Here is a 22422-nt window from a genome sequence, read left to right as displayed (position 1 = left end):
CGCAATGCGCCGCAAAATCGGGGAAGCCTTGCGCTCCGCGCGCGAGCGACAAGGTAGCAAGCAATCCGACATCGCCCAGAAAGTGGGCGTGTCTCGGGCAACCGTCATTGCAATCGAGAGCGGCCAAAGCGTCTCGACGTTAAATCTGCTCCTGATGGCGGCTGCGGTCGGCGTGAACCTTAACCCTCAACCAGACCCGGCGATCATCACGCCACCACGCCGCCCCATGCTCAGAGAAATGATGCGAGCGGAGCGGGAGCGCCAGGCAATGCTCCAGGCGAAATTACCCAGCCGGCAGCGCGTGGGATCGGCGTCCTTTACCGCCCCAGTTTCCTACCCGGAAAGCAACGTAAGGCGTCGCCCCACGCTCAGGGAAATGATGCGAGCGGAGCGGGAGCGCCAGGCAATGCTCCAGACGAATCTCTTGCACAAAGTATCTCAATGAGTAGCGAACTCGAGGTTTTCGTTTCGGACTATCCCGTCGGCTTGCTCAGTGAAGACATCGAGACAGGCCTGATTGATTTCCGTTACCTTCCGGATGTCCCGGATCAAATGACAGTCTCGTTACTGATGCCGCCGAGCGCGCCAGCAGAAGAGTATCTTGGTTTCAACGGGGTGCCCCCACCCTTTCAGATATCCCTGCCCGAAGGCATCGTGCTGGAAGCCATTAGAACCCGCTTCGCCAAGCATATCGACGTTGATAACGATATGTCGCTGCTCCGTCTTGTCGGTCGTCACACTATCGGCCGCACTACCTTCGGCGGCCCGCTGGACCTAGACGCCACACTTCAACAAAACATTTTGGATGCCGCCAGAACTGAGGGTGCGGCACAGCGGCTCATCGAAATTCTGAAGTCATCTCCGGAGATGTTCGGCGTGTCTGGCGTCATGCCCAAGATGTCGACATTTCAGACGGAAAAGACTCGCCCCGGGACTGTCGCCGCGCACGGCTCCATCGTTAAATTCGACTCGCCCCATTATGTTGGCGCGAGTTTGGTTGAGTATGCATGCTTGAAAGCATGCTCGGCAGCGGGACTAGACGTTCCTGCGATTGAATTAAGCCCGGATCGCACGTCACTGACGATGAGCCGATTTGATATCGCCCCTGACGGATCACGTCGCGGATTCGAAGATGCATGTGCGCTGTCGGGCTTGTTTCGTAGTGGGAAATATAACGGATCGATTGAACACCTGTTTGAGATGATCCGCTTCTTCGTACATCCAGACGACCAGGCGACAGATCTCGTGGCCATGCTGAAACTGGTCATGATGAACGACGCACTACGCAACGGCGATGCACATCTAAAAAACTTTGGTTTGGTCTATGACGATGTCATGCGCCCGCGGCTCTCCCCCGTGTACGACGTACTCACCACCCAGGTATGGTTTCCGCAAGAGATGCCCGCGCTGGCGATGCAAAAGACCGACCCGCGGGGTACGGAAAAATGGCTGGATCAGCTTGAGCTGGAGCGCCTCGCCTCTCTCAGTCATTGCCACAATGTTGACGTCGTTCAAATGCAAGCACAGTGTCGCGAGATCGCATTGCAGAGCATGGCGACGACCTTGGATGAGTGCCCAAAATGCCCGCCGCGCAAAGCGCTTGAGCACGCCTTGAAGATCATCGAGGGGGCACTGCCTGTGCCATCATCATCTGGTAAAACATAGCCCAATCAGCCGAATGCTCGGCGTCGGCGCTGGCGGCTGACCATCGAGGGTCACGCCGTCCTACTTTGCCGGTAGCTGCGGTGGTGCGCCCATCGAAGTCATCGGCCAATACATTGAACAGCAGAAAACGCCACACTGACCACCCAAAGTACGCCTACGGCGTCCCCGCTATCCTTCCTGAAAGGCCGAGGCTTGCCGCGCACGGGTCAAGAAAAATGGCGCAGAACCTCGCGGATTCGGGAGGCCTCTCATTTACTGCGGTCGTTATCGCCACCAAGCAGATCAACAATGATCATTGTTCGCTCCAGAATACCCTGGTCATCAAAATAGGTACTGAAGTGAGCCGGCAGATGTCCGTCAGCGTACATCCTGTATGACCACGCCTCGCGCTTCATTCGTGAATAGTACTGAACAGGCTCGCGCGGCATGCCGAATCGTTCTGCGACGTCCCTCTTGGTCCAAACGCCCGGGCGAGCCTCGCCGATCTCCTTCTCCGTCAGCATTTGGCGAAAGCTCTTCAAATTGCTGGCCCCATCGAAATCCGCGGCATATACGAAATAGCCGAACGGCTGTTTGGAGTAGATCCAGCGGCTATCCCCATTGGCGAGCTGATACGTCTCCATTGGAACGCCAAACGCATCGCGTACCGCGCTCTGCGGCAGACCGATCATTGTGTGAGCCGTCTGTACCGGTTGCAGGATGGTACAGGCCACGAGCAGCAGGATCGCCCCCGCCCCCATCCACCTTTTTACAAAAAGGCGCATTTTCGCTCTCCGGTTCGCCTGATTGAAGTCATGTGTGCGGCCACTTGGCGGCGCCCACCGCGACGTCGCCCACCCGCCCATCGCCAGGCGAGCCACCGACGCCCCGCCCAAGTCCGCTTGCACGGACGCGAGAGCTACGGCTGGTGCCGCTCAACATTGTGCTGCCAGCGGTCGCCCTGCGCTCGAATGCGATTGAGGTGGTGCATCTCAGTGGGGCTCCGTGCCGCCGTGTACCCTGGCTAATACACCGAATATGGCGGACTGTAGATTAAGGGGGGCTGGATTTCTCTCAGTCAGCATCGACAAGAGCCGGATCGTAGGGGACACATAGATGGCCTCCGGATCTCCCGGCTCGAGCGGACTGTACGGAAGCGACGCCGTCCGCTGCTGCGGCGTCCCCAACGAACACCTCGGCTGGAAGCCATGGAACACGTTCTGGAAGCCCAGGGGCGGCGTCGATCACCCGGCAAGGCATATCAGTCTTTTGACGGCTGTTCGTCGCCGTAGACCGTCACGCCCAGATGGATGCGTTCACGGCCGCTCTCCACCCGGTGCTGGTTCGTGTCGCGCAGCGAGTAGATGCAGCCGCAGTATTCCTGCTGGTAGAAGTTCTCGCGCTTGCTGCTCTCGATCATCCGCGCGGAGCCGCCACCCTTGCGCCAGTTGTATTCCCAGTACATCAGGCCGGGGTAATTGGCCGCTGCACGCACGCCGCAGTCGTTGATCTGCTGCCTGTTCTTCCAGCGCGAGATGCCCAAGCCGTGCTCATGCGCATACAGCGCCGTGCGCTCGAAATGCATGTCAAAGCACATGGTGCAGCGGATGCCGCGCTCGGGCTCGTGCTCCATGCCCTTGGCGCGCTCGAACCAGTTGTCCCGGTCGTAGTCTGCGTCGATGAACGGAATGCCGAACTGCTCGGCGAAGCGGATATTCTCGTTCTTGCGCAGTTCGTATTCCTTGAGTGGAGGGATGTTGGAGCTGTAGAAAAAGATGGTCTAGTCGATGCCAGAGGCCAGCATGGCCTCCATGACCTCGCCTGAGCAGGACGCGCAGCACGAATGCAGCAGCACCTTGTCGTGGCCGCCGGGCAGCGGAAGCGGTTTGCGTTCGACGGCGAGCTTCATCCCTTGGCTCCTTGGGCAATGTCAGTGTTGGTGGCGAGTGCAGGCTGGCGGGCCAGTTCAATGAAGGCTCGCACGTAGTCAATGGCGGTGTCCGCTTCGCGTGCGCCCAGAAAGATTTGCTTGGCGATGCCGCGCGCGCCCAGCCGCACGGGCACCACGTCCATCTTGGCCGCGTATTCCTCGACCAGCCAGCGCGGCAGGGCGGCCACGCCGCGGCCGCTGGCCACCATCTGCAGCATGATGTCGGTGGTTTCGATGGCTTTGTGGCGCCTGGGCGTCACACCGGCCGGCAACAGAAACTGGCTGTATATGTCCAGACGCTCGATGTCCACCGGGTAGCTGATGAGCACTTCCCGGGTCATCTGCTGGGGTTTCACATAGGCCGCCGAAGCCAGGGCATGGCCCTTGGCCACGACAAGCACCTGCTCGTAGTCGAATACGGGTTCGAACTTCAGCCCCGGCTTGAACAGCGGGTCGGGCGTGACCAGCAGGTCGATCTCGTAGCCGAACAGCGCACCGATCCCCCCGAACTGAAACTTCTGCTTGACGTCCACATCCACGTCGGGCCATGCGGCCAGATAGGGCGAAACCACTTTGAGCAGCCATTGGTAGCAAGGATGGCATTCCATGCCGATGCGCAGCGCGCCGCGCTCGCCCTGCGCGAATTGGCCCAGGCGCTCTTCGGCCAGGTCCAGTTGCGGCAGCACCCGGTTCGCCACCGCCAGCAGGTATTGGCCCGCCTGCGTCAGGCGCAGGCTTCGGCCTTCGCGCAGCCAGATGTCGGTGCCCAGCTGCTGTTCTAGTTTCTTCATGCTGTGGCTCAGGGCCGACTGGGTCAGGTTCAGTACGCCTGCGGCGGCCGTCAACGACCCTTGCTTCTCGACCTGCTGAACGATGCTGAGATGGATGCGCTCAAGCATTCACATGATTCCCATTCATGGATTTGTGAAATAAGACCATTTTACTTCATTGATACACATCAATACCATGCATTCCCATTGTTAGATGCAGCCATATGAAAGCAAACATGACACGTTCACTTCGAGTAGTAGCGGTTTCCGGCGGGCTGCAACGCCCCTCCAAGGCCGCAGCCCTGGCAGAGCACCTGCTGGATCTGATCGCCGACGAAGTCCCGTGCCAACAACGCCTGGTCGAACTGGGCAAGCTCGCACCGCAGCTTGCCGGCGCAGTCTGGCGATCCCAACTACCCAATACGGTGGAGCGGGAACTTGCAGCGGTCGAGCAAGCGGACGTCGTGGTGGTGGCAACACCGGTCTACCGCGGCTCCTACGCAGGGCTGTTCAAGCACTTCTTCGACTTCATTGACCAGGACGCCTTGATCGACAAACCCGTCTTGTTGGCAGCCACCGGCGGCAGCGAGCGCCACGCCCTGGTGATCGACCACCAGTTGCGGCCGCTGTTCAGCTTTTTCCAAGCACGCACATTGCCGCTGGGCGTCTACGCGACCGACGAGGATTTCGTGGATTACCGCCTGCGGGACGAGGCCCTGATTGAGCGGGCAAGACTGGCGGTTCAACGGGCATTGCCGCTGGTCGAATTGACGCACCGCGCCAGGCCCTCTCTGGTCGATGAAGTGGTTGTGGCCTGAAACAGGAATCGGCTTTTCTCTCAGAAATTAGGTCACTAGATCACAATGAACCAAGAACTTAGCTTTAACCTCAAGAGCATTTGTTTCGATGAAAACTATCACCCATCGGACAGCACCCGCATAACCACCAACTTTGCCAACTTGGCTCGGGGAAGGAGTCGGCAACAGAACCTGCGCAACACGCTGAGGATGATTGACAATCGCTTCAATGACTTGGCGCATTGGGACAACCCGACGGGAGATCGCTACTCCGTTGAACTCGAGATCATCTCTGTCGAGATGAATATTGATACCAAGAGCCGCAATGATGTATTTCCGTTGATCGAGATACTGAAAACCAGCATTCTCGACAAGACAGCGAACAAACGCATCGACGGCATCGCGGGGAACAATTTTTCCTCCTACGTGCGCGATTACGACTTCAGCGTCTTGCTTCCGGAGTACAACGTCCATCGCGCGGAATTCAGCACCCCAGACAATTTTGGCGACTTGCATGGAAAGCTGTTCCAGCAATTTGCCAACTCGATTACTTACAAGGAGCGCTTCAGCAAGCCGCCTGTCATCTGCATAAGCGCCTCGACCAGCAAGACCTATCGGCGGACCGGGAACCAGCACCCCGTACTGGGTGCCGAGTACCAACAGAATGAACTGTCCTCAACCGACCAGTATTTCGCAAAAATGGGGATGCAGGTTCGATTTTTCATGCCTCCGAATGGCGTTGCACCCTTGGCTTTCTACTTTCACGGCGACCTGCTGGGCGACTACACGAATCTCGAGTTGATCGGCACCATCAGCACCATGGAAACCTTTCAGAAGATTTATCGTCCCGAAATTTACAACGCTAATTCTGCAGCAGGGAAACTCTATCAACCGAGCCTGAAGAACCAGGATTACTCGTTGACGCAGATCGTCTATGACAGGGAAGAACGCAGTCAGCTGGCTGTCAAGCAGGGGAAATTTGCGGAGGAGCACTTCATCAAGCCATACAAGAGCGTCCTTGAACAATGGGCTGCCGATTTCGCGCTCTAACTGGCCAAGATACATAGGCCATTCTTCCGGCATCTCGTTGACCAAGCTCGCCGGAGCGCGTATCGCTGTCTAGCGTCACTCGCATCGGCGCTGCCTGCAGTCCTGTCCCACAAAACACCGCATCCCGTGGCTGCTCTGGCAAAACGGTCCCGAAGTACGTTTGCCACACCCATCTTTCTTGAAAGGAATCCTCAGATGTTTGAAACCTCCATCGCCGGCAGCCTGCCGAAGCCAGCCTGGCTGGCTGAAACCAATAAACTCTGGCCTCAGTGGAGGGCTGAAGGCGATGCGCTGCTCCAGGCCAAGGCCGACGCGACCCTGCTGTGGATCAAGGCCCAGGAAGACGCAGGCCTGGACATCGTGTGCGACGGCGAGCAATCGCGCCAGCACTTCGTGCACGGCTTCCTTGAGCAGGTCGAAGGCATCGACTTCGAGCACAAGGTGAAGATGGGCATCCGCGACAACCGCTACGACGCGATGGTGCCGCAGGTGGTTTCGGCCCTGCGCTTGAAGGGCCGCGTGCATGCTTTCGAAGCGCAGCTGGCGCGCGCGCACACGAAGAAGAAGCTGAAGTTCACTCTGCCCGGCCCCATGACCATTGTCGACACCGTGGCAGACCGCTTCTACGGCGACAAGGTCAAGATGGCCTTCGCGTTTGCGGAATTGCTCAACCAGGAAGCGCTCGCGCTGCAGGCCGATGGCGTGGACATTATCCAGTTTGACGAACCCGCGTTCAATGTCTACATGAAGGACGCCGCTGACTGGGGCGTGCAGGCGCTCGAGCGCGCGGCGCAGGGCTTGACCTGTACGACGGCGGTGCACATCTGCTACGGCTACGGTATCAAGGCCAATACCGACTGGAAGAGCACCCTGGGGGACGAATGGCGCCAGTACGAGGCGGTATTCCCCGCGCTTGCCCGCAGCTGCATCGACCAGGTGAGTCTGGAATGCATCCACTCCCATGTGCCACCCGACCTGATGAAGTTGCTGGCGGGCAAGGACGTACTGGTCGGCGTAATCGATGTGGCCAGCGACGTGGTAGAGACCCCCGAGGAAGTGGCTGACACCATCGGCCGGGCGCTGGAGTTCGTGCCCAAGGAGCGGCTGTTCCCGTGCACGAACTGCGGCCTGGCGCCGATGGCGCGGGACGTGGCGTGGCGCAAGCTGGAAGCGCTGGCAGAAGGCACGAGGCTGGCCAAGGAGCGGCTCACCGCGGCGTGACGCCCACCCGCCCATCGCGACCAGCCATCCTAGTCGCGCCGTCGGTGGCGCGACACCATACACGCCTACTGAATCGCCCAGCTTTTCCAAGATGACAGAGACCGCCGAGGTTCAAGCGGCTGCAATGGGTCGGTCGGTCAGCGACCGTCTGCGGCACAGGTGTCGAGGCACGCGCCCGTCTTCGGAGCGGAACCCGAGCGATCCGGTTCATTCCGCGGACGGGGTGCGTCCGTTGTCTGCCGTCTCAATCGCCTCAACGATAATCTTGAGCGTAGCGCCCAGATGCTCAACTTCGTGTTGCTTCGCCCGCTCGACGTCTTTTTGCCGATAGTGATTAAGGATCTCCGCGTGGTCGAGATTACTTGCGGCAATGTGTTCAGGGCGCATGAAAAGCGAAAGCGCAATGTAGGGAGTCGCAGCGTCCCGCAAAGTCTTCACGAAGTTGGCGAGCCGCGTATCTTCTTGCGATGCAAATAGTACAGCGTGGAACTGCCGGTTAAATTCCGTCCACGCTGCAACGTCAACCGTCTCTAACATCATGGCGTGCAACTCCTCCGCGCGCCGAAGCATCTCAGGCGGCGTTTGGAGAATGGCGCTTTCGACGAGCATCGGCTCAAGGACCATGCGCAGCTTGTATATCTCGCGTACATCTTCGAGCGTCAGCCCGCGCACCACGGCGCCTCGGTGGGTATCAAAAGAAGCAAGCCCTTCTGACACGAGCGTCCGCAGGGCTTCCCGGATAGGCGTTGTACTGACGCCAATTCGCTCCGCCAGTTCATCCTGGCGCAACCGCTCACCAGCCTTTAGACGCCCCTGAAGGATCTCCTCGCGGAGCGTTTGCACGGCGAACTGGTAGGCTGTGAGCGGGCGCTGCCGTTTGCGGGCTTGCGCGACTCCACTTTTAGGCTCAGTGGTTTCCGTTGTTGTCACGTTGGTCTATGAAATGGGTTCAGACGCAAACTTTACCCCACCTACTGACCCACTCCGCAAAATCCTCCCGTGCACAACCGGATGCCAACAGGGAACCGAGGACGAGCCGCGCCTTAACCGGCGACAGCCACTCGCATAGCAACGCGCCACGACGCACCAGGTCAATCTCAGAACCGGCGAAACCGTAGGTGTGAGTTGCGGTGCGTCCGCCGCCGGTGCGGGTGGCGATCAATACGGGAACCTGTTTGGACAGCCGCTCGATCCGGTCAGCAAATGCGGCCGATACGTGGCCAGCCCCAAATGCGGACACTACGATGCCTTCGTAGCCAGCCGCTACCGCGGCATCCGCTAAGTCCCCATCGTCACCCATCGCCGCGGCTAGCAGCGCGATTTTCGGGAAAGGTCGCTTCGCTGCTGGGGCAAGCAGTCGGTTTGGTGGCCTCTGAAAGTAGTTTGGCACGCCTTCGACGACCCGGCCTTGCACCCCGATGTCACCGGACGCAAAGGTCTCCACTGAGAGTGCATCAGACTTGCGCACCCAGCGGGCGCTGTGGATGGTGTCGTTCATGACAACCAGGACACCCCGAGACCTGCTATTTGGCTCGATCACCGTACGAACGGCGGCCAAAAGGTTAGCCGGACCGTCGGCGCCCGCAACGCGAGGGGTGCGCATGGCCCCTGTGACAATCAGCGGCTCATCGCGTTTCCAGTAGAGGTCCAAAAAGTACGCGCTTTCCTCAATGGTATCGGTGCCCTGCGTCAAAACCACCCCTGCGGCGCCGGCATCCACTTGCGCGTTTGCCCAATCGAGGCACCGGCCAAGATGCTCCATCGTCAGCGATGCGCTGGGCAGTTGGAGCAGCGATTCGGCGGTCAATTCGGCGACCTCGGCCAACCCCGGCACCGAAGCCGCCAGTTGTTCTGCCCCAAGTGTCGGTACCGCCCCACCCCCTCTGTCGGGCGGAGTCATGCTGATGGTGCCCCCGAGGGAGCCAATGGCGACACGCGGCTTGTTCATTTAGGGTTCTCCATGTTGTTGCGTCACATTATATATAATATATACTTGCTTCACGACACACATTTGATGTGCCGCCTAGGAGACATTTATGACTGATACAGGTAGGCCCACTCGATATCGCTTCGCGATCTTCGGCCTCATCGTGCTAATTGCCCTCATCAACTACATTGATCGCGGCGCCATTGCCTATTCGGCAACCCAGATCATTGGCGAGTACGGCTTTGACAAAGCCGGCTGGGGCGCTGTGCTCGGGTACTTCGGCTACGGTTATATGTTTGGCGCCCTAATCGGCGGCGCGCTCTCGGACCGGCTGGGTGCCAAGCGCGTCTGGGTCATTGCGGGCGTAGCATGGTCGGTCTTTGCCATTGCAATGATCTGGGCTGGCGATTTGGGCATTGCGGTGATGGGTGGCTCGGCACTCGCAGGCTTCGCCACGATCCGTATCCTGTTTGGCTTCGCGGAAGGTCCTGCCTATTCCATCATCAACAAGACCATGTCGACGTGGGCTGCCCCGTCGGAACGCGGTTTTGCCGTGTCCATCGGCCTGCTGAGCACCCCGCTTGGCGCCCTTCTCACCGCGCCGGTTGCTGTTGGACTGCTCATGCTGACCGATAGCTGGCGCACCATGTATGTCATTCTGGGCGTGCTGGGCTTCGTCCTAATCGCACTATTCGCGTGGGCGTACACAAACAAGCCCGAAGACCACCCGAAGGTCAACGCCGCTGAGCTGGCCTTGATTCAGGCCGGACGCCCGCCTGCACAAAAAACGGAAGACCTGTCTGGCGCCTATCCCTGGTGGAGTTTCTTCAAGAGCCGGACGTTGGTTTTCAACTCGATTGGCTACTTTTCGTTCATCTACGTCAACTTCATGCTTCTGACGTGGACGCCGAAATACCTGAGCGACGAGTTCCATTTCACACTGTCGTCGCTTTGGTATGTCGGCATGATTCCGTGGACCGGCGCCTGCATCACCGTGCTTCTTGGTGGCCGTATCTCGGACTGGCTGTTCAAGCGCACGGGCAACCTCAAGATCGCCCGTAGCTACTTCGCCGCAAGCTCGCTCGTGCTGACCACGATCTGCTTCATCCTGGTATCGCAGGTCCACACTGTAGGTGCTGTGATTGCCTTGATGACCCTCGGAAATGCTCTGAACGCTCTGCCTAACTCGGTGTACTGGGCGGTAGTCATCGATACTGCGCCGGCGCCGTCGAGAGTCGGCACCTTCAGCGGAATCATGCACTTCCTGGCCAACATTGCCTCGGTACTCGCACCCACCCTCGCGGGAATCTTGTCCGCTCGTTATGGCTATTCGTCCATGTTCGTGGCAACGGCCGTAGCGACGACGATCGGCGTGTTCGCCATGCTGCAAGTTCGCCCGGGTGTCGGTCCGGCACCAGTCGATGGCTCAATGGCCCCGGCAAAGGTGTAATCAGTTTGTCGCTGCTGCGCTGAGCAGGGCTTGGCTATGCGATCGAGATGGCAAACCGCCCCCCAAACGCTCTACGGCATCGAGGACTCGCCCATCGGTCTTGCCGCCTGGATGCTTGACCACGATGCCGCAAGTCTGTCGATGATCGCCCGCGTGTTCGACGGCGGGAGCGAGGGCCTTTCGCGTGAAGCGACGCTGTACTGGCTAACTAGGACGGCAATCTCATCGGCGCGCCTGTATTGGGAGAACAAGCTGGCGTACTTCGATATCAAGAACATCAAGATTCCGGTGGCGATGAGCGTCTTTCCTGATGAGATCTACGCCGCGCCGCGCAGTTGGACGGAACGGGCCTATCCCCGACTCATCCACTTCAACCGCCTCCCGAAGGGCGGGCATTTTGCCGCGTGGGAATAACCGAAGGCCTTCTCCGTGGAGCTTCGCGCAGGTTTCCGGCCCTTGCACACTGCCAGGAACGGCTAAAGGCCCAATCCGCCGCGAGGAGGTGGCCGGCAGATGTGCTATGCCACGTCCTCGCGCTGCCGTTACTGCAGGTGCGCGCGTGCCTCCTGGTAGGCCTGAAGGCGCCGCTGGAACTCCGGGCTGGTGAAATTCGGCCCACCATCCCCACGGAAGTATTCGGCCAGCCCGGCACGTTGCCAGGTTTCTAGGTCTGCCCTGACTTCGGCGCGCGTCAGCGCATGCGGGGTTTCTGCCGCCTGCGCGGCGGTGGGGAATGCCGCCGCCAAGCTGGCGACGAGGCCGGAAACGATCAAGCTGGCAGCGGACGTGGAGAGTTGAAGGCGTGTCATGGTGGAAATCCTCTTGGTGTGGATGACACTGAGCACCACATGGCTCATGTCCATGACTCGTATTGGTAAGGATGCAAGTATCCAGCCCATGTCATGCCCATGCCCGCCTGTCACGTCGCGTATCGAAATGCGAAGACGATATAGAAGGTGACGAGCTGGTGCACGAACTGCAGCGCCATGGCACCGAGTACCAAGGTCCCTATGATGACGACATGGGTCACCATGAACTTCGACACGCTCAGCACGCCACGCTTGGCTTTGTCGCCTCCGACATCCGACACGTTTCCCTCTCCTACTTGCAAGTAACTTTGCGAGATTCGGAGCGATCGGGGGCAGACATCGCGTGTGAACGACTGCATCGCGGCATACCACTGGCGTAGATGGCGGATCGCCGAATGACCCCGAGGGTCCGGAATCAGCCTAGAAGGCCTGAGGCTAGCGGCGCGAACCTCGACCAGCCGGTCATCAAGACTAGCCACCGAGATGGATTGGAAGGAGCCATACATGACAATTTTGTGACGACCGAGTCGGGTTGATTACTTTTCTGGACCTCTGCCTTGCAAATTGCCGGCAACGATGGCGCCTGATGTCCAACTTGCGGGGAGTTCCAAGGCACGGGTCTTGCGTGATTCGTACCACTCTGCCGACTCCGCGTGCCTCGGTAGCCGAAATGCAGAGCTAAACATGTAAATCGCACGACGGCGTGTAGGATGGAGTGGCTCCGGTCCGTTCGCTATTCGCCAGCTATTCCTCCAGGGAGCCCAATATGGAGAGAGAACTAAAGTTTGAATTCGCAGTGGACCAAGATGCTTGGTCTAACGCTGACTTATGCGACCTAACAGCACTTAGCGAGTTGCATCTCGACGCTGCCATCGAGCAAGCGCTCGAAAGCGAGTACTTCGACACGCCAGACTTTCTTCTGCGACATCATGGGGCGGCACTGCGTGTTCGTCGTACGGGTGGCCAGCTCGTGCAGACCCTGAAGTCGGGGGGCGATCCAGGCGGCGCGATGTTCGAGCGCGAGGAATACGAAACTGAGGTGAGCCAGCCTCACCCGGACCTGGGCGCATTGCGCAGCGTTATCCCAAGATCGTCGGCACTATCGAAGCTGTTCAAAGACAACAGTCTTGACCATCTTGCGCCGATGTTCCGTACCAATGTGACGCGCAGGACGTGGTCCCTGAAATTGCCCGGTGGCGATGAAATCGAACTGGCACTGGATCGCGGCACGGTGAGCGCGGCCGAAAACGAACAGCCGATCGCGGAGCTGGAACTTGAGTTGAAGCAAGGCGATCCGCAACGCTTGGGCGAGATCGCGCTGCGGCTCGTGGAGAAAATGCCGCTGCGCCTGAGCCTGCAGAGCAAGAGCGAGCGCGGATACGACATGCTGATGCATGAACAACGGTCGGCAACGACAGCCAAGCGGCTTACGCTGAAAAAGCGCGACACGGTGGAGAAGGCGTTCTGCAGGATCATGCGCAACTGCATGGATCAGGTGTACGCCAACGCGCCATTGGTCGCGGCCGGAAACTCGCCAGAGGGCATTCACCAGATGCGCGTCGGCCTGCGCCGGTTTCGCTCCGCACTGGACTTATTCGAGGGCATTGCCGCCTTGCCGCCCGACCTAGAAGACGAAGTGAAATGGATGGCCGATGAACTCGGTCGCGCTCGCGACTGGCACGTACTGGCAAACGCCACGCTCGACCAAGTCGATGTCGGCGAAGACAAGCGCGACGCGATCCAGGAAGTGCGCACCGCAGCCAGTTCAATCGAAGAGGCGCGCCAGGCGGACGCCGCCAGCGCCGTGAGGTCGCAGCGCTATGCGCACCTGACGTTGGCGCTCGAACATTGGCTCTCGACTGCACCTTGGCGCGATGCCACCGACAAAGCGCATAGAAATCTGCTGAAGGCCCCGGCAGTAGGTCACGCGAAGCGCTTGCTACGCAAACGTCATCGGAAGCTCATTCTCCGGGGACGCGGCCTTGCCAAGCTCGACGTCGACCATCGCCACCGCGCACGGATCGCGGCCAAAAAGCTGCGTTACGCAACGGAGTTCTTCTCCGGGCTGTTTGAAGCGAAGAGCCTTAAGCCATATCGTCGGGTCTTGACGAAGCTGCAAGACGATCTCGGCTGGGGCAACGACATGGCAGTGGCCGACGACTTGCTGACCCACCTGGAGCAGCACCACCGCAAGGCTTCTGCCGGTGCTGGCTACGTGCGCGGCTTCCTCGCGGCACGCGTGGCTGGCGATCGCGACAATCAACGTAGGCTGTGGAAACAGTTCCGAGCAACGGGTCGGCCGCAAACAGTGTAAGCGTTAAACCTGGGCTCGAAGGCATGCCGCGCGATTACCTTACTACCGAGCTAATGGCATTCCGCAACGGTTCGCGCGCCAATGACGCCCAGGCGCAGATGCGGAACATGGCGAGAGCCATGACCGATCAGGAAATCGAGGAAGTCGCGGTGTTCTACGCACGAAAGGCGGCATCGGAAGGCCATTAGGACCATGCGCTGAAGCTGGCTCTCTGACGCGCTGCTGCGTCGTCGCGGCCATTGGCGCATTTCCCACCGCTTGTCATCGCGCCATCCTCGTCACGCCTTCGTTCAAGGCAGAATCCCCCTCGCTAACGCCCAGAGCCCCGGCGTTTTCGCCCGGAAACCTAATTCCCCGATCGACGTAAGCCATTTTGTCTGGCCGTCCACCGAGTCTGACCAAATCGGCCGCCGGCAGGGTAGGCAAGAATCCCTATGCGCTGACCGGATCAATTCTCGTAGGTGGTCCAAGGAGAAGCTGCGGTTCTTCCTAGATATGGGAAAACCCAAATCTCCAACACTCCGCTCGACCTTAGGCGAATTCCGGTGCCTGGAGATTGGCTAGTTTAACTGCAGTTACTGCGCCACGTCCGAACGCTGAATCGTGCGCATCACAGCGTCAATTCAGGGCTTAACGTCGGTGGTGCAGATCAAAGCTACGACGAAGCTAAATCTGGAATCGCTCGCGTTAGGATCGCACCACAGGATGCCATCCGTGTACCTGTCCAACCGCGTTCAATCGTGCCCACTTCCACTGATAGCGGCTCCCTCAGGCGCCAGGGCGTTGGCCCACCCACCCAAAGAAGGTACCGGCGAAGAAGGTCCAGGCCGACATAACCAGTAGCGCCTCTATGAAGTCGCCCCAGGAGAATGATGCTGGCCGCAGGAGCGACGAGAAATTCATGCCATGGAACAGGCTGTTCATGAACCCTAGGAAGGGTCCGGGTGCGGCGAGCCAGACGAGAGTGCACAGGGCGTAGAACAACGCCACCGTGGCCGCGAGTGCAATGCCCTGCGTAACGCCGGGTGTGTTGAATTTTGATTTCTAGAGGCGATTCCGAGCATGCTCATCGCAGTCTCCTTCAACCAACAACTGCCATGACAGAAATGTAATCGCCTTGCCTGTGTGCACCTTGATATGAATCAATCCCTCGGCGGCCTCCCAGAGTCATGCTCATCTTGTACAGCGGGAGCTCGCATCAAGCGGGCGCTGCAGTTGATTTGCATCAATAGCCCGCTACAAAAGCGTTGACCTTCCAACGGGGGGAGGGTTCAAAGTTGAGGCATCCATCCATAGCGAAAGGAACTCACGATGCTCACCTATCGAGTCGAAGACATGACCTGCAGCCACTGCGCCAACACAATCACGAAGGCCGTTCACTCGTTCGACTCCGGGGCGAAGGTGGACGTGGACCTGTCACAACACCTTGTCAGAATCGAGCCGAACGGGGTTGCGGCCGATGAACTGCTGAACGTCATCACCGAAGCGGGCTACACCCCCGTGCAGGTTGCGGCTGAGGCGGCATCGACAAGTGGACCATCCACTCGCCGCGGCGGGTGCTGCGGTTGCTGCAGTTGACGCGTTGACTGGCTCGAGTCCAACACCCATTTCACTTCGGAAAGACCATGCGTACCCTTCCCGTAATCACCCTTGCCGCCCTTCTTAGCACCAGTGCGCTCGCCCAGACCGCACCGGCCGCTTCGGCCGACCAGGACCACGCAGCACACCACCCTGCAGACGCTTCCGCCTCTACGCCGTCGACGCCACCGACGAAGGCTGGCCCAAAGGCAGCTTCGAATAGTTCCAAGGCGGCCAGTGCCCCGTCCGCAGCTCAAATGGACGCCATGATGAAGTCGATGCAGGAGATGCACGACAAGATGATGGCTGCCAAGACGCCGGAGGAGCGCCAAGCCCTGATGAACGAACACATGAAGACCATGCAAGAGGGCATGCATCTGATGGGCCAGATGCACGGCGGCAAGGGCACCATGGGCTCGGGTGGTGGAATGGGGATGGGCCCAGAAACCATGAGCAAGCGCATGGACATGATGGAAATGATGATGCAGATGATGATAGACCGCGAAACGACCCGGTCCTCCCCTGCGAAGTGACACGAGGGTGGATGCCAGCTCCGTCAACAGCCACTGATTTGCAGACCGGGTCAGACCATGAACCAGAACCCTACCCCTCCATCACGCTGGCGCTCGCCGCTCGGCATCTTCATGCTCGCGGCGGGTGCGGTCGGCATCTACTATCTGCTCACCGAGCACCTTACGCACTTCGGCCAGGCGATTCCGTACCTCATTCTTCTGGCATGCCCGCTGATGCATCTGTTCGGTCATCACCATGGCGGGCACGACAGTCACAAGCAGGCCCACGAGCAAGACAAGCAGGGTTGAGATGCGTCGGGATGGCCACGAGACCGGCTCAGCCAAGGCGGCGGACTAGGCGTCTGGATTTCCGCCTCTGTCATCAGCGCCCGCTAAGATTAAGTGCACTTGACCTTCCCATGCGTTGGGGAAGGCCAAACTGCGAACAAGAATAGGAGTCCGTCATGCCCTCATCGAGTTCGGAGCGCCACGACCAAGCGGGGCACGAGCACGCCCACCTGACCTCCGTGGCTGGCACTAACCCGACAGCAAATAATTCCACGGCACATCCCGAACGCTCGGCGCTTGGCAGCCATGTGATGCCGGACGGCACGTTGATGCAGGGTGCAGGACACGAACACGGGCATCACGAGCACCATGAGCATGCGCCGGCATCGATGAAGCCAGCGCCCGCGGGGGACCAAAGCCAGGTCGAGTACACGTGCCCGATGCATCCGCAGGTGCGGCAGATGGGACCTGGCAACTGCCCCGTCTGCGGCATGGCGCTGGAGCCGGTACTGGCTACGGCAGAGACGGGGGAGAGCCCCGAACTGCGCGACATGACGCGCCGATTCTGGCTTGGCACGGCACTGACGCTGCCAGTCTTTGCGCTCGAGATGGGCGGGCACCTTTTCAATATCCACCACCTCATTGCGCAGCAAACGTCGAACTGGGTCCAATTGCTGCTCGGAACACCGGTCGTCCTCTGGGCCGGCTGGCCCTTCTTCACTCGCGCCGTCGCCTCCGTGAGGACCCGCAGCCTCAACATGTTCACCCTCATCGCGCTGGGGACCGGCGCGGCGTGGCTCTACAGCATCGTCGCGACGCTGGCGCCGAGACTGTTTCCTGCGGCGCTGCGGAGCGAAGACGGAGCCGTTGCGGTGTACTTCGAAGCCGCCGCCGTCATCACGGTCTTGGTACTTCTGGGGCAGGTGCTAGAGCTCAGGGCGCGCGAGAAGACCTCCGGGGCCATCAAGGCCCTGCTTGGACTCGCACCCAAGACGGCCGCGAAGGTCAATGCCGACGGCAGCGACGCGATCGTCGAGGTCGAAGCCATCCAAGTCGGAGACTTGCTGCGCGTGCGGCCCGGCGAGAAAGTACCGGTCGACGGCGAACTGACGGAGGGCAGGACCAATCTCGACGAATCGATGGTGACGGGCGAGCCGATTCCAGTCACCAAGACGGTAGGGTCCAAGGTGACGGCCGGCACGCTGAACCAGACCGGCAGCTTCGTCATGCGTGCAGAAAAGGTCGGCGCCGATACGCTGCTGTCGCAAATCGTACACATGGTGGCTGCGGCACAGCGCAGCCGGGCGCCTATTCAGCGGATGGCCGACCAGGTAGCCGGCTGGTTCGTGCCAGTCGTCATCCTAGTAGCGCTTCTCACATTCGCAGTCTGGCTGGTCTGGGGGCCATCACCAGCGTTCAGCTACGCGCTCATCACCGCGGTGGCAGTTCTCATCATCGCGTGCCCCTGTGCCCTTGGTCTGGCGACGCCGATGTCCATCATGGTCGGCGTTGGCCAAGGGGCGCAACACGGCGTTCTCATTCGCGACGCCGAAGCGCTGGAGAAGATGGAGAAGGTCGACACGCTGGTGGTCGACAAGACGGGGACCTTGACCGAAGGCCGGCCCAAGGTGGTTCACGTGGAGCCGGCCGGCGGGTTCGTCGCGGACGAGGTGCTCCAGAAGCTGGCGAGCGTCGAGCGTGCCAGCGAGCACCCGTTGGCAATGGCCATCGTGATGGACGCCCAGGAACGCAAACTTCCTCTATCGCCGGTGACTGACTTCGATTCGCCCGTCGGCAAGGGCGTCATCGGCACGGTGGATGGCCTAGAGGTTGTCTCGGGCAGCGCCAAATTTCTGTTGGAGCGGGGCATCGAGACTTCAAGCCTCGCGGCATCCGCCGAGGCCCAACGCCAGCGCGCAGCGACCGTCATCTTCGTCGGCGTGAGCGGACAATTGGCCGGTTTCGTGGCCATTGCCGATCCCATCAAGGCGACGACGCCCCAGGCGCTGAAGGCCCTGCAGAGTGCTGGCGTCCGCGTGGTGATGCTGACGGGTGACGGCACGACCACGGCGAAGGCCGTTGGACGTCAGCTCGGCATCGATGAGGTGGTGGCGGAGGTGTTCCCCGAAGACAAGGCGGCCGTCGTCAAGCGCTTGCAGTCCGAGGGCCGAATCGTCGCGATGGCCGGCGACGGTGTGAACGATGCACCGGCCCTGGCGCAGGCCACGGTGGGCGTCGCGATGGGCACGGGAACGGACGTCGCGATGGAGAGCGCTGGCATCACGCTGCTCAAGGGCGATCTGATGGGTATCGTGCGCGCGAGGACGCTCTCCCTGGCGACGATGCGGAACATCCGTCAGAACCTGTTCCTGTCCTTTGCCTACAACGTTGCCGGCATCCCGCTGGCGGCCGGCGTGCTCTACCCATTCTTCGGGCTGCTGCTCTCGCCGGTCGTCGCCGCGGCAGCGATGGCGCTCTCGTCGGTGAGCGTGATCACGAACGCGCTGCGTTTGCGGGCGGTAAAGGTGGATTGATGTCAAGGCTTGTCCGTCGGGTCTCTGGACGAGTGGCTCGTCGTTTCGTACGGTCTGTGGCACCTTGGTCTGGGCCTGTACGTCATCTTCGTCCGCCCGGCACTCCTGCCAGAGGACCTGCACTACATAGGATCGATGCGCAGGTTCTGTATGCGGCGTTGCCCCGACTAGCGGCATGGCTTGCCAAGGTCTTCACTGTCATGGGTGGCTTCATGGCCAGTACGGGAGATGTAGGCGATTGTCTGATTTCGGGCAGGGGCCGGCGGGCCGAGCGAGACACTGAATCGGCACCAAAAAAAACCGGAGCGACGCGGGGGCATCGGTCCGGCACTGCGCAGCGGCGCACAACTGGTGCAGCCTGTTCCGCTGCGGACGTGAATTAAAACATATCAATATCTGATATAAGACTCGCAAGCATCACGTGTTGCAGTGCAACTACGTAAAAACTTCACACGAAGGGCACATGGGCTCATCGCAGCACTTAGATGTGTGATCTTCAAAGCAGCGCGCGAGCAGCATCACGGATATTGATGAGCGCCGTGAACTTTGCGTTGCAGTCGCATTTCCGTTGGCAACTAGCGCTGCCACCCATCAGAAGGTTTACAGCGCTTGGGCTCTACGTTCGCGCCGCGTAGGACTAAGCATTTGCCGAGCTCACGGCGCACTCCCGAACGACCTGGCAAACGACCGCTTTCGCGAGACCGCTACGACCTCATGCCGGGGGAATGGCAAAATGCCATCCTTTTTTGCCCCCGCAGCAATATGAGCAGCAATGCAGTACTCACGTTGGCAAGTCTTGCCACGGCCAGCGCGGTGCGCTACGACGGCGCCGTATCCCACGTCATCCGCACGGCGCTGGTGGCCGAATGCCTGGCCGGACTGGCAGGATTGGGACCACACGAACAAGAGAAAATCCGTCTTGCCACGCCGGTCCACGACGTCGGCAAATTGGCGATTGCTGATTCGGTCCTCCTGAAGCCCGGCCGTCTGACGCCCCAGGAACGGACAGAAATGGAGCGACACTCCAGCATCGGCGGGGACATCCTTGCGGGAAGCACCGACGAGCTTCTACAGTTCGCGGCATTGATGGCGCGCTGCCATCACGAGCGATATGACGGCATGGGGTATCCACAAGGCCTGGCCGGTGGCGAGCTGCCGTTGGCTGTGCGTGTGGTGGCTATTGCCGATGCCTTCGATGCCATGACCGAGGACCGATGCTATCACCGGGGCATGACCGAAGTGGCGGCATGCGGGATCTTGGAGCAAGGGAGTGGCACGCATTTCGATGCCGACCTCGTTGCGGTTTTCGTCGATGGATTTGCACGCGTCCGGTCAGCCAGACAATACGCCGATCAGGTATTGCGCTCCGGCGCGCCCGCAGATGTAGTCGGTAGGTTCTACGGATTGCCGCGGCCATAAGATCCTGGATCTGTGACCTCGGGATCTGGCTGCTGTCTTGCGCAACTCTGGTGCATGCACATGGCCTTCGACCCCGGCAAGGAATGGGTGGTATCTTTATGCACCGCTGCGAAATCGGATAAGCCATGACGTCGATCGCACAGGTTTCAGATATGCATGTTCGGCCCGAAGGCATGCTTTACCAGAGTCTTGTCGACTCCAACGCAATGTTCTTGAGGGCTGTCGTAGCGCTCAACAGCCTGGAGCCAGCGCCTGACGTCGTCCTGTTCACGGGCGACCTGACAGACGATGAGTCCCCGGAAGCCTATGCCATGCTCAGGGAGCTTCTTGGGGGCCTAATCCACCCCTATGTACTCATGCCTGGCAACCATGACGACCGCGGATCTCTACGGGAGGCATTTAGCGGCCAGCCATGGTGGCCGGATGCGGGCGAACTGAACTATGGTTTCGACGTCGGCCCGGTTCGGGTGCTGGCGGTAGATACCACTGTCCCGGGGTTCCATCACGGAGAGCTAAGTCAACCGACGCTCGCGTGGCTCGGTCGTGAACTTGGCGCAAACGCCGACAGACGCATCGTCATCGCAATGCATCACCCGCCATTCGACACCGGTATTCCCTATCTGGATCGATACGGATTGCGCGAAGTCAACGCTTTCGCTCAACTCGTGTCGAGATACAGGAATATCGATAGGATCATTGCAGGACATGTTCACCGTGCTATGCACTCTCGACTCGGTACGATACCGGTGTCGACGTGCCCAAGCACCACGACCCAGATTGCGCTAAGGCTCCAGGCGGATGCAAAACCCGCGTCCTACATGGAGCCTCCGGCCTTCATGCTGCATCGGTGGAACCACACAAGCGGCAATGCCGTATCGCACTTATGCTATGTGGACGAGTTCGACGGTCCAATGTCGTTCGCATAAGGGATTCTGTCGTGCTTCGCGCACTGCGAACGGACAGCCGTTCGCAACGTTCCCGGTCGTACTCATACAGCCCGGCAAGCGTCTGCCTCACGGCTCACTACTGACCTTGAACATTTCGCAGTGACTGTGTTGGGTACAACACCAGTCATTCTGATCTACGCTGGCGAATGTCCGCTGGCTAGTTGTGGCCTCAATTGCCGCCCTTTCGAACTGTCTAAACGGTCGACAAACTGGCCACTTACTCGATGACTCGATCAGCCCTTTTCAGCAAAGCAGGGGGAATCGTCAGTCCCAGCTCGCGAGCAGTTCTGAGGTTGATAGCGAGTTCCCGGCGTGAGACGACTTCGAACGGTGTGTCCGCAGGCTTCGCGCCCTTGAGTATCCGATCAATGATGGCCGGCAAGCGCGGAAAGTTCGCTGAAACGCTTGTGCCGTAACTGAGCAGCCCGCCCGAGTCTTCGGCTCCCCCCCAGAACATGGTCGGCAGCCGACGTTTTGTTGCCAATGCCGCAATGCGTTTGCGCTCGCCAAGTGGCGCGGGGACTTCGAGCACGACCAACGCCTGGGCGCGATCGCTGTTCATGGCATCAAATGCAGCCTCCAAATCGGGCTTTGGTCCGCGCACTTTCAGCACCTGTGGGATCAGACCAGCCGCACGCGCGGCGCCAACGTTGGCCCGCTCTATGGGTGCCAAGCCATTGGCATCAACTCCGGGAATGTCTGGGTCGCTCAGAATGGCCACGCGTTCAAGTCCAGGAATGACCGCCTTGAGGATATCGAACTGCCGCGAGGCAAGCTCAGGGTCATTGTTTGTCGCCCCGGTGATATTGCCGCCAGGCCTTTCCAGTGTTGCGGCGACTCCAATGGCCACCGGATCTGCAACGATAGAGGCGACGATCGGAACCGTCGTCGTCGCCTTTCGTGCCGCGTTGGTGGCAGGTCCGCCATAGGTGACGATAACGTCTACGCCTTTGCCGACCAGTTCTGCCGCAAATTCGGGCAGGCGTTCGAGCACCGCTTCGGCAAAGCGCGCCTCATACATGACATCGGCGCCTTCGGCGTACCCCAGTTGCGCCATGCCACGGCGAAGCCCTTCGAGTGTCGGATTGGGCTTTCCATCAACGACGGCCGCCCCGTTGAACAGCACGCCAACCCGGAAGGACTTCCGAGGCTGCGCGTGCGTCGGGCCGACAAACCACACGGTGGCTAACGCTGTGGCTCCTGCAAGGATCGTGCGCCTTTTCATGCGAACC

General features: G+C 60.0%; 22 protein-coding genes and 3 pseudogenes. 16 read left to right on the top strand and 9 right to left on the bottom strand.

The window, feature by feature from the left end:
• Positions 1-4: 4 nt before the first annotated feature.
• The 3 genes and pseudogenes from ACO550_RS06305 to ACO550_RS06295 all read left to right on the top strand — a co-directional run.
• Positions 5-445 (top strand): helix-turn-helix domain-containing protein, encoded by a 441-nt coding sequence (locus ACO550_RS06305; protein WP_315594988.1) that lies wholly within the window; start codon positions 5-7, stop codon positions 443-445.
• Positions 442-1665, top strand: coding sequence for a type II toxin-antitoxin system HipA family toxin (locus ACO550_RS06300; protein ID WP_315594987.1), 1224 nt, complete (start codon positions 442-444; stop codon positions 1663-1665). The genes ACO550_RS06305 and ACO550_RS06300 overlap by 4 nt, the downstream gene beginning before the upstream one ends.
• A gap of 52 nt (positions 1666-1717) precedes the next feature.
• Positions 1718-1804, top strand: a pseudogene (locus ACO550_RS06295) (IS200/IS605 family transposase); the annotation flags it as partial.
• Between the two features lie 109 nt (positions 1805-1913).
• Here the strand turns inward: ACO550_RS06295 and ACO550_RS06290 are convergent.
• The 3 genes and pseudogenes from ACO550_RS06290 to ACO550_RS06280 form a co-directional block, all read right to left on the bottom strand.
• Positions 1914-2429 (bottom strand): hypothetical protein, encoded by a 516-nt coding sequence (locus ACO550_RS06290; RefSeq protein ID WP_315594986.1) that lies wholly within the window; start codon positions 2427-2429, stop codon positions 1914-1916.
• Between the two features lie 476 nt (positions 2430-2905).
• Positions 2906-3553, bottom strand: a pseudogene (locus tag ACO550_RS06285) (epoxyqueuosine reductase QueH).
• A complete protein-coding gene (locus ACO550_RS06280; RefSeq protein WP_315594985.1) occupies positions 3550-4473 on the bottom strand; it encodes a LysR family transcriptional regulator in 924 nt (307 codons plus the stop codon). The pseudogene ACO550_RS06285 and the gene ACO550_RS06280 overlap by 4 nt, the downstream one beginning before the upstream one ends.
• A gap of 107 nt (positions 4474-4580) precedes the next feature.
• Here ACO550_RS06280 and msuE point away from each other — a divergent pair, with 107 nt between their 5' ends.
• From msuE to ACO550_RS06265, 3 genes are all read left to right on the top strand, one after another.
• Positions 4581-5162: an FMN reductase gene (gene msuE, locus ACO550_RS06275; protein ID WP_315594984.1), complete on the top strand. Its 582-nt coding sequence runs from the start codon at positions 4581-4583 to the stop codon at positions 5160-5162.
• 45 nt (positions 5163-5207) lie between these two features.
• Positions 5208-6191 carry a DUF1852 domain-containing protein gene (locus ACO550_RS06270; protein WP_315594983.1) on the top strand — a complete coding sequence of 328 codons (984 nt, stop codon included), beginning with the start codon at positions 5208-5210 and terminating at the stop codon, positions 6189-6191.
• 195 nt (positions 6192-6386) lie between these two features.
• A complete protein-coding gene (locus tag ACO550_RS06265; protein WP_315594982.1) occupies positions 6387-7412 on the top strand; it encodes a methionine synthase in 1026 nt (341 codons plus the stop codon).
• A 207-nt stretch (positions 7413-7619) separates the two neighbouring features.
• Here the strand turns inward: ACO550_RS06265 and ACO550_RS06260 are convergent, their stop codons facing one another.
• Together ACO550_RS06260 and ACO550_RS06255 are read right to left on the bottom strand one after the other, a co-directional pair.
• The gene (locus ACO550_RS06260; protein ID WP_315594981.1) at positions 7620-8255 is read right to left on the bottom strand and encodes an FCD domain-containing protein; all 636 of its coding nucleotides are present in this window, start codon (positions 8253-8255) and stop codon (positions 7620-7622) included.
• 106 nt (positions 8256-8361) lie between these two features.
• Entirely contained in the window at positions 8362-9360 is a 999-nt protein-coding gene (locus ACO550_RS06255) for an asparaginase domain-containing protein (RefSeq protein ID WP_315594980.1), read from the bottom strand.
• Between the two features lie 88 nt (positions 9361-9448).
• Between ACO550_RS06255 and ACO550_RS06250 the strand changes: the two genes are divergently transcribed.
• Complete coding sequence (locus ACO550_RS06250; RefSeq protein ID WP_315594979.1) at positions 9449-10789, top strand: MFS transporter; 1341 nt, start codon at positions 9449-9451, stop codon at positions 10787-10789.
• Positions 10790-10815: 26 nt separating this feature from the next.
• Positions 10816-11203: pseudogene (locus ACO550_RS06245) on the top strand (epoxide hydrolase); the annotation flags it as partial.
• Between the two features lie 128 nt (positions 11204-11331).
• Here the strand turns inward: ACO550_RS06245 and ACO550_RS06240 are convergent.
• Together ACO550_RS06240 and ACO550_RS06235 are read right to left on the bottom strand one after the other, a co-directional pair.
• Positions 11332-11646, bottom strand: a complete 315-nt coding sequence (locus tag ACO550_RS06240) for a DUF4148 domain-containing protein (protein ID WP_315594978.1) — start codon at positions 11644-11646, stop codon at positions 11332-11334.
• 62 nt (positions 11647-11708) lie between these two features.
• Positions 11709-11879, bottom strand: a complete 171-nt coding sequence (locus ACO550_RS06235) for a hypothetical protein (protein ID WP_315594977.1) — start codon at positions 11877-11879, stop codon at positions 11709-11711.
• Positions 11880-12364: 485 nt separating this feature from the next.
• Between ACO550_RS06235 and ACO550_RS06230 the strand changes: the two genes are divergently transcribed.
• Positions 12365-13912 carry a CYTH and CHAD domain-containing protein gene (locus ACO550_RS06230; RefSeq protein WP_315594976.1) on the top strand — a complete coding sequence of 516 codons (1548 nt, stop codon included), beginning with the start codon at positions 12365-12367 and terminating at the stop codon, positions 13910-13912.
• 23 nt (positions 13913-13935) lie between these two features.
• The gene (locus tag ACO550_RS06225) at positions 13936-14100 is read left to right on the top strand and encodes a hypothetical protein (RefSeq protein ID WP_315594975.1); all 165 of its coding nucleotides are present in this window, start codon (positions 13936-13938) and stop codon (positions 14098-14100) included.
• A gap of 580 nt (positions 14101-14680) precedes the next feature.
• Here the strand turns inward: ACO550_RS06225 and ACO550_RS06220 are convergent.
• A complete protein-coding gene (locus tag ACO550_RS06220; protein WP_315594974.1) occupies positions 14681-14902 on the bottom strand; it encodes a DUF5676 family membrane protein in 222 nt (73 codons plus the stop codon).
• A gap of 321 nt (positions 14903-15223) precedes the next feature.
• Between ACO550_RS06220 and ACO550_RS06215 the strand changes: the two genes are divergently transcribed.
• The 6 genes from ACO550_RS06215 to ACO550_RS06190 all read left to right on the top strand — a co-directional run bounded on the left by ACO550_RS06215 (position 15224) and on the right by ACO550_RS06190 (position 21169).
• Positions 15224-15490 (top strand): cation transporter, encoded by a 267-nt coding sequence (locus tag ACO550_RS06215; protein WP_315594973.1) that lies wholly within the window; start codon positions 15224-15226, stop codon positions 15488-15490.
• A 47-nt stretch (positions 15491-15537) separates the two neighbouring features.
• Positions 15538-16023, top strand: a complete 486-nt coding sequence (locus ACO550_RS06210; RefSeq protein WP_315594972.1) for a hypothetical protein — start codon at positions 15538-15540, stop codon at positions 16021-16023.
• A 57-nt stretch (positions 16024-16080) separates the two neighbouring features.
• Positions 16081-16311, top strand: a complete 231-nt coding sequence (locus ACO550_RS06205; RefSeq protein WP_315594971.1) for a DUF2933 domain-containing protein — start codon at positions 16081-16083, stop codon at positions 16309-16311.
• Positions 16312-16601: 290 nt separating this feature from the next.
• The gene (locus ACO550_RS06200) at positions 16602-18824 is read left to right on the top strand and encodes a heavy metal translocating P-type ATPase (protein ID WP_315595052.1); all 2223 of its coding nucleotides are present in this window, start codon (positions 16602-16604) and stop codon (positions 18822-18824) included.
• Between the two features lie 714 nt (positions 18825-19538).
• A complete protein-coding gene (locus ACO550_RS06195) occupies positions 19539-20243 on the top strand; it encodes an HD-GYP domain-containing protein (RefSeq protein WP_315594970.1) in 705 nt (234 codons plus the stop codon).
• Between the two features lie 125 nt (positions 20244-20368).
• Complete coding sequence (locus tag ACO550_RS06190; protein ID WP_315594969.1) at positions 20369-21169, top strand: metallophosphoesterase; 801 nt, start codon at positions 20369-20371, stop codon at positions 21167-21169.
• A gap of 238 nt (positions 21170-21407) precedes the next feature.
• On the opposite strand, the gene ACO550_RS06185 is transcribed toward ACO550_RS06190, so the two are convergent.
• The gene (locus ACO550_RS06185) at positions 21408-22415 is read right to left on the bottom strand and encodes an ABC transporter substrate-binding protein (protein WP_315594968.1); all 1008 of its coding nucleotides are present in this window, start codon (positions 22413-22415) and stop codon (positions 21408-21410) included.
• Between the last annotated feature and the right edge of the window lie 7 nt (positions 22416-22422).

This window comes from Cupriavidus sp. (genome assembly GCF_057315035.1).
This window is presented reverse-complemented; position numbering and strand designations above follow the sequence as displayed.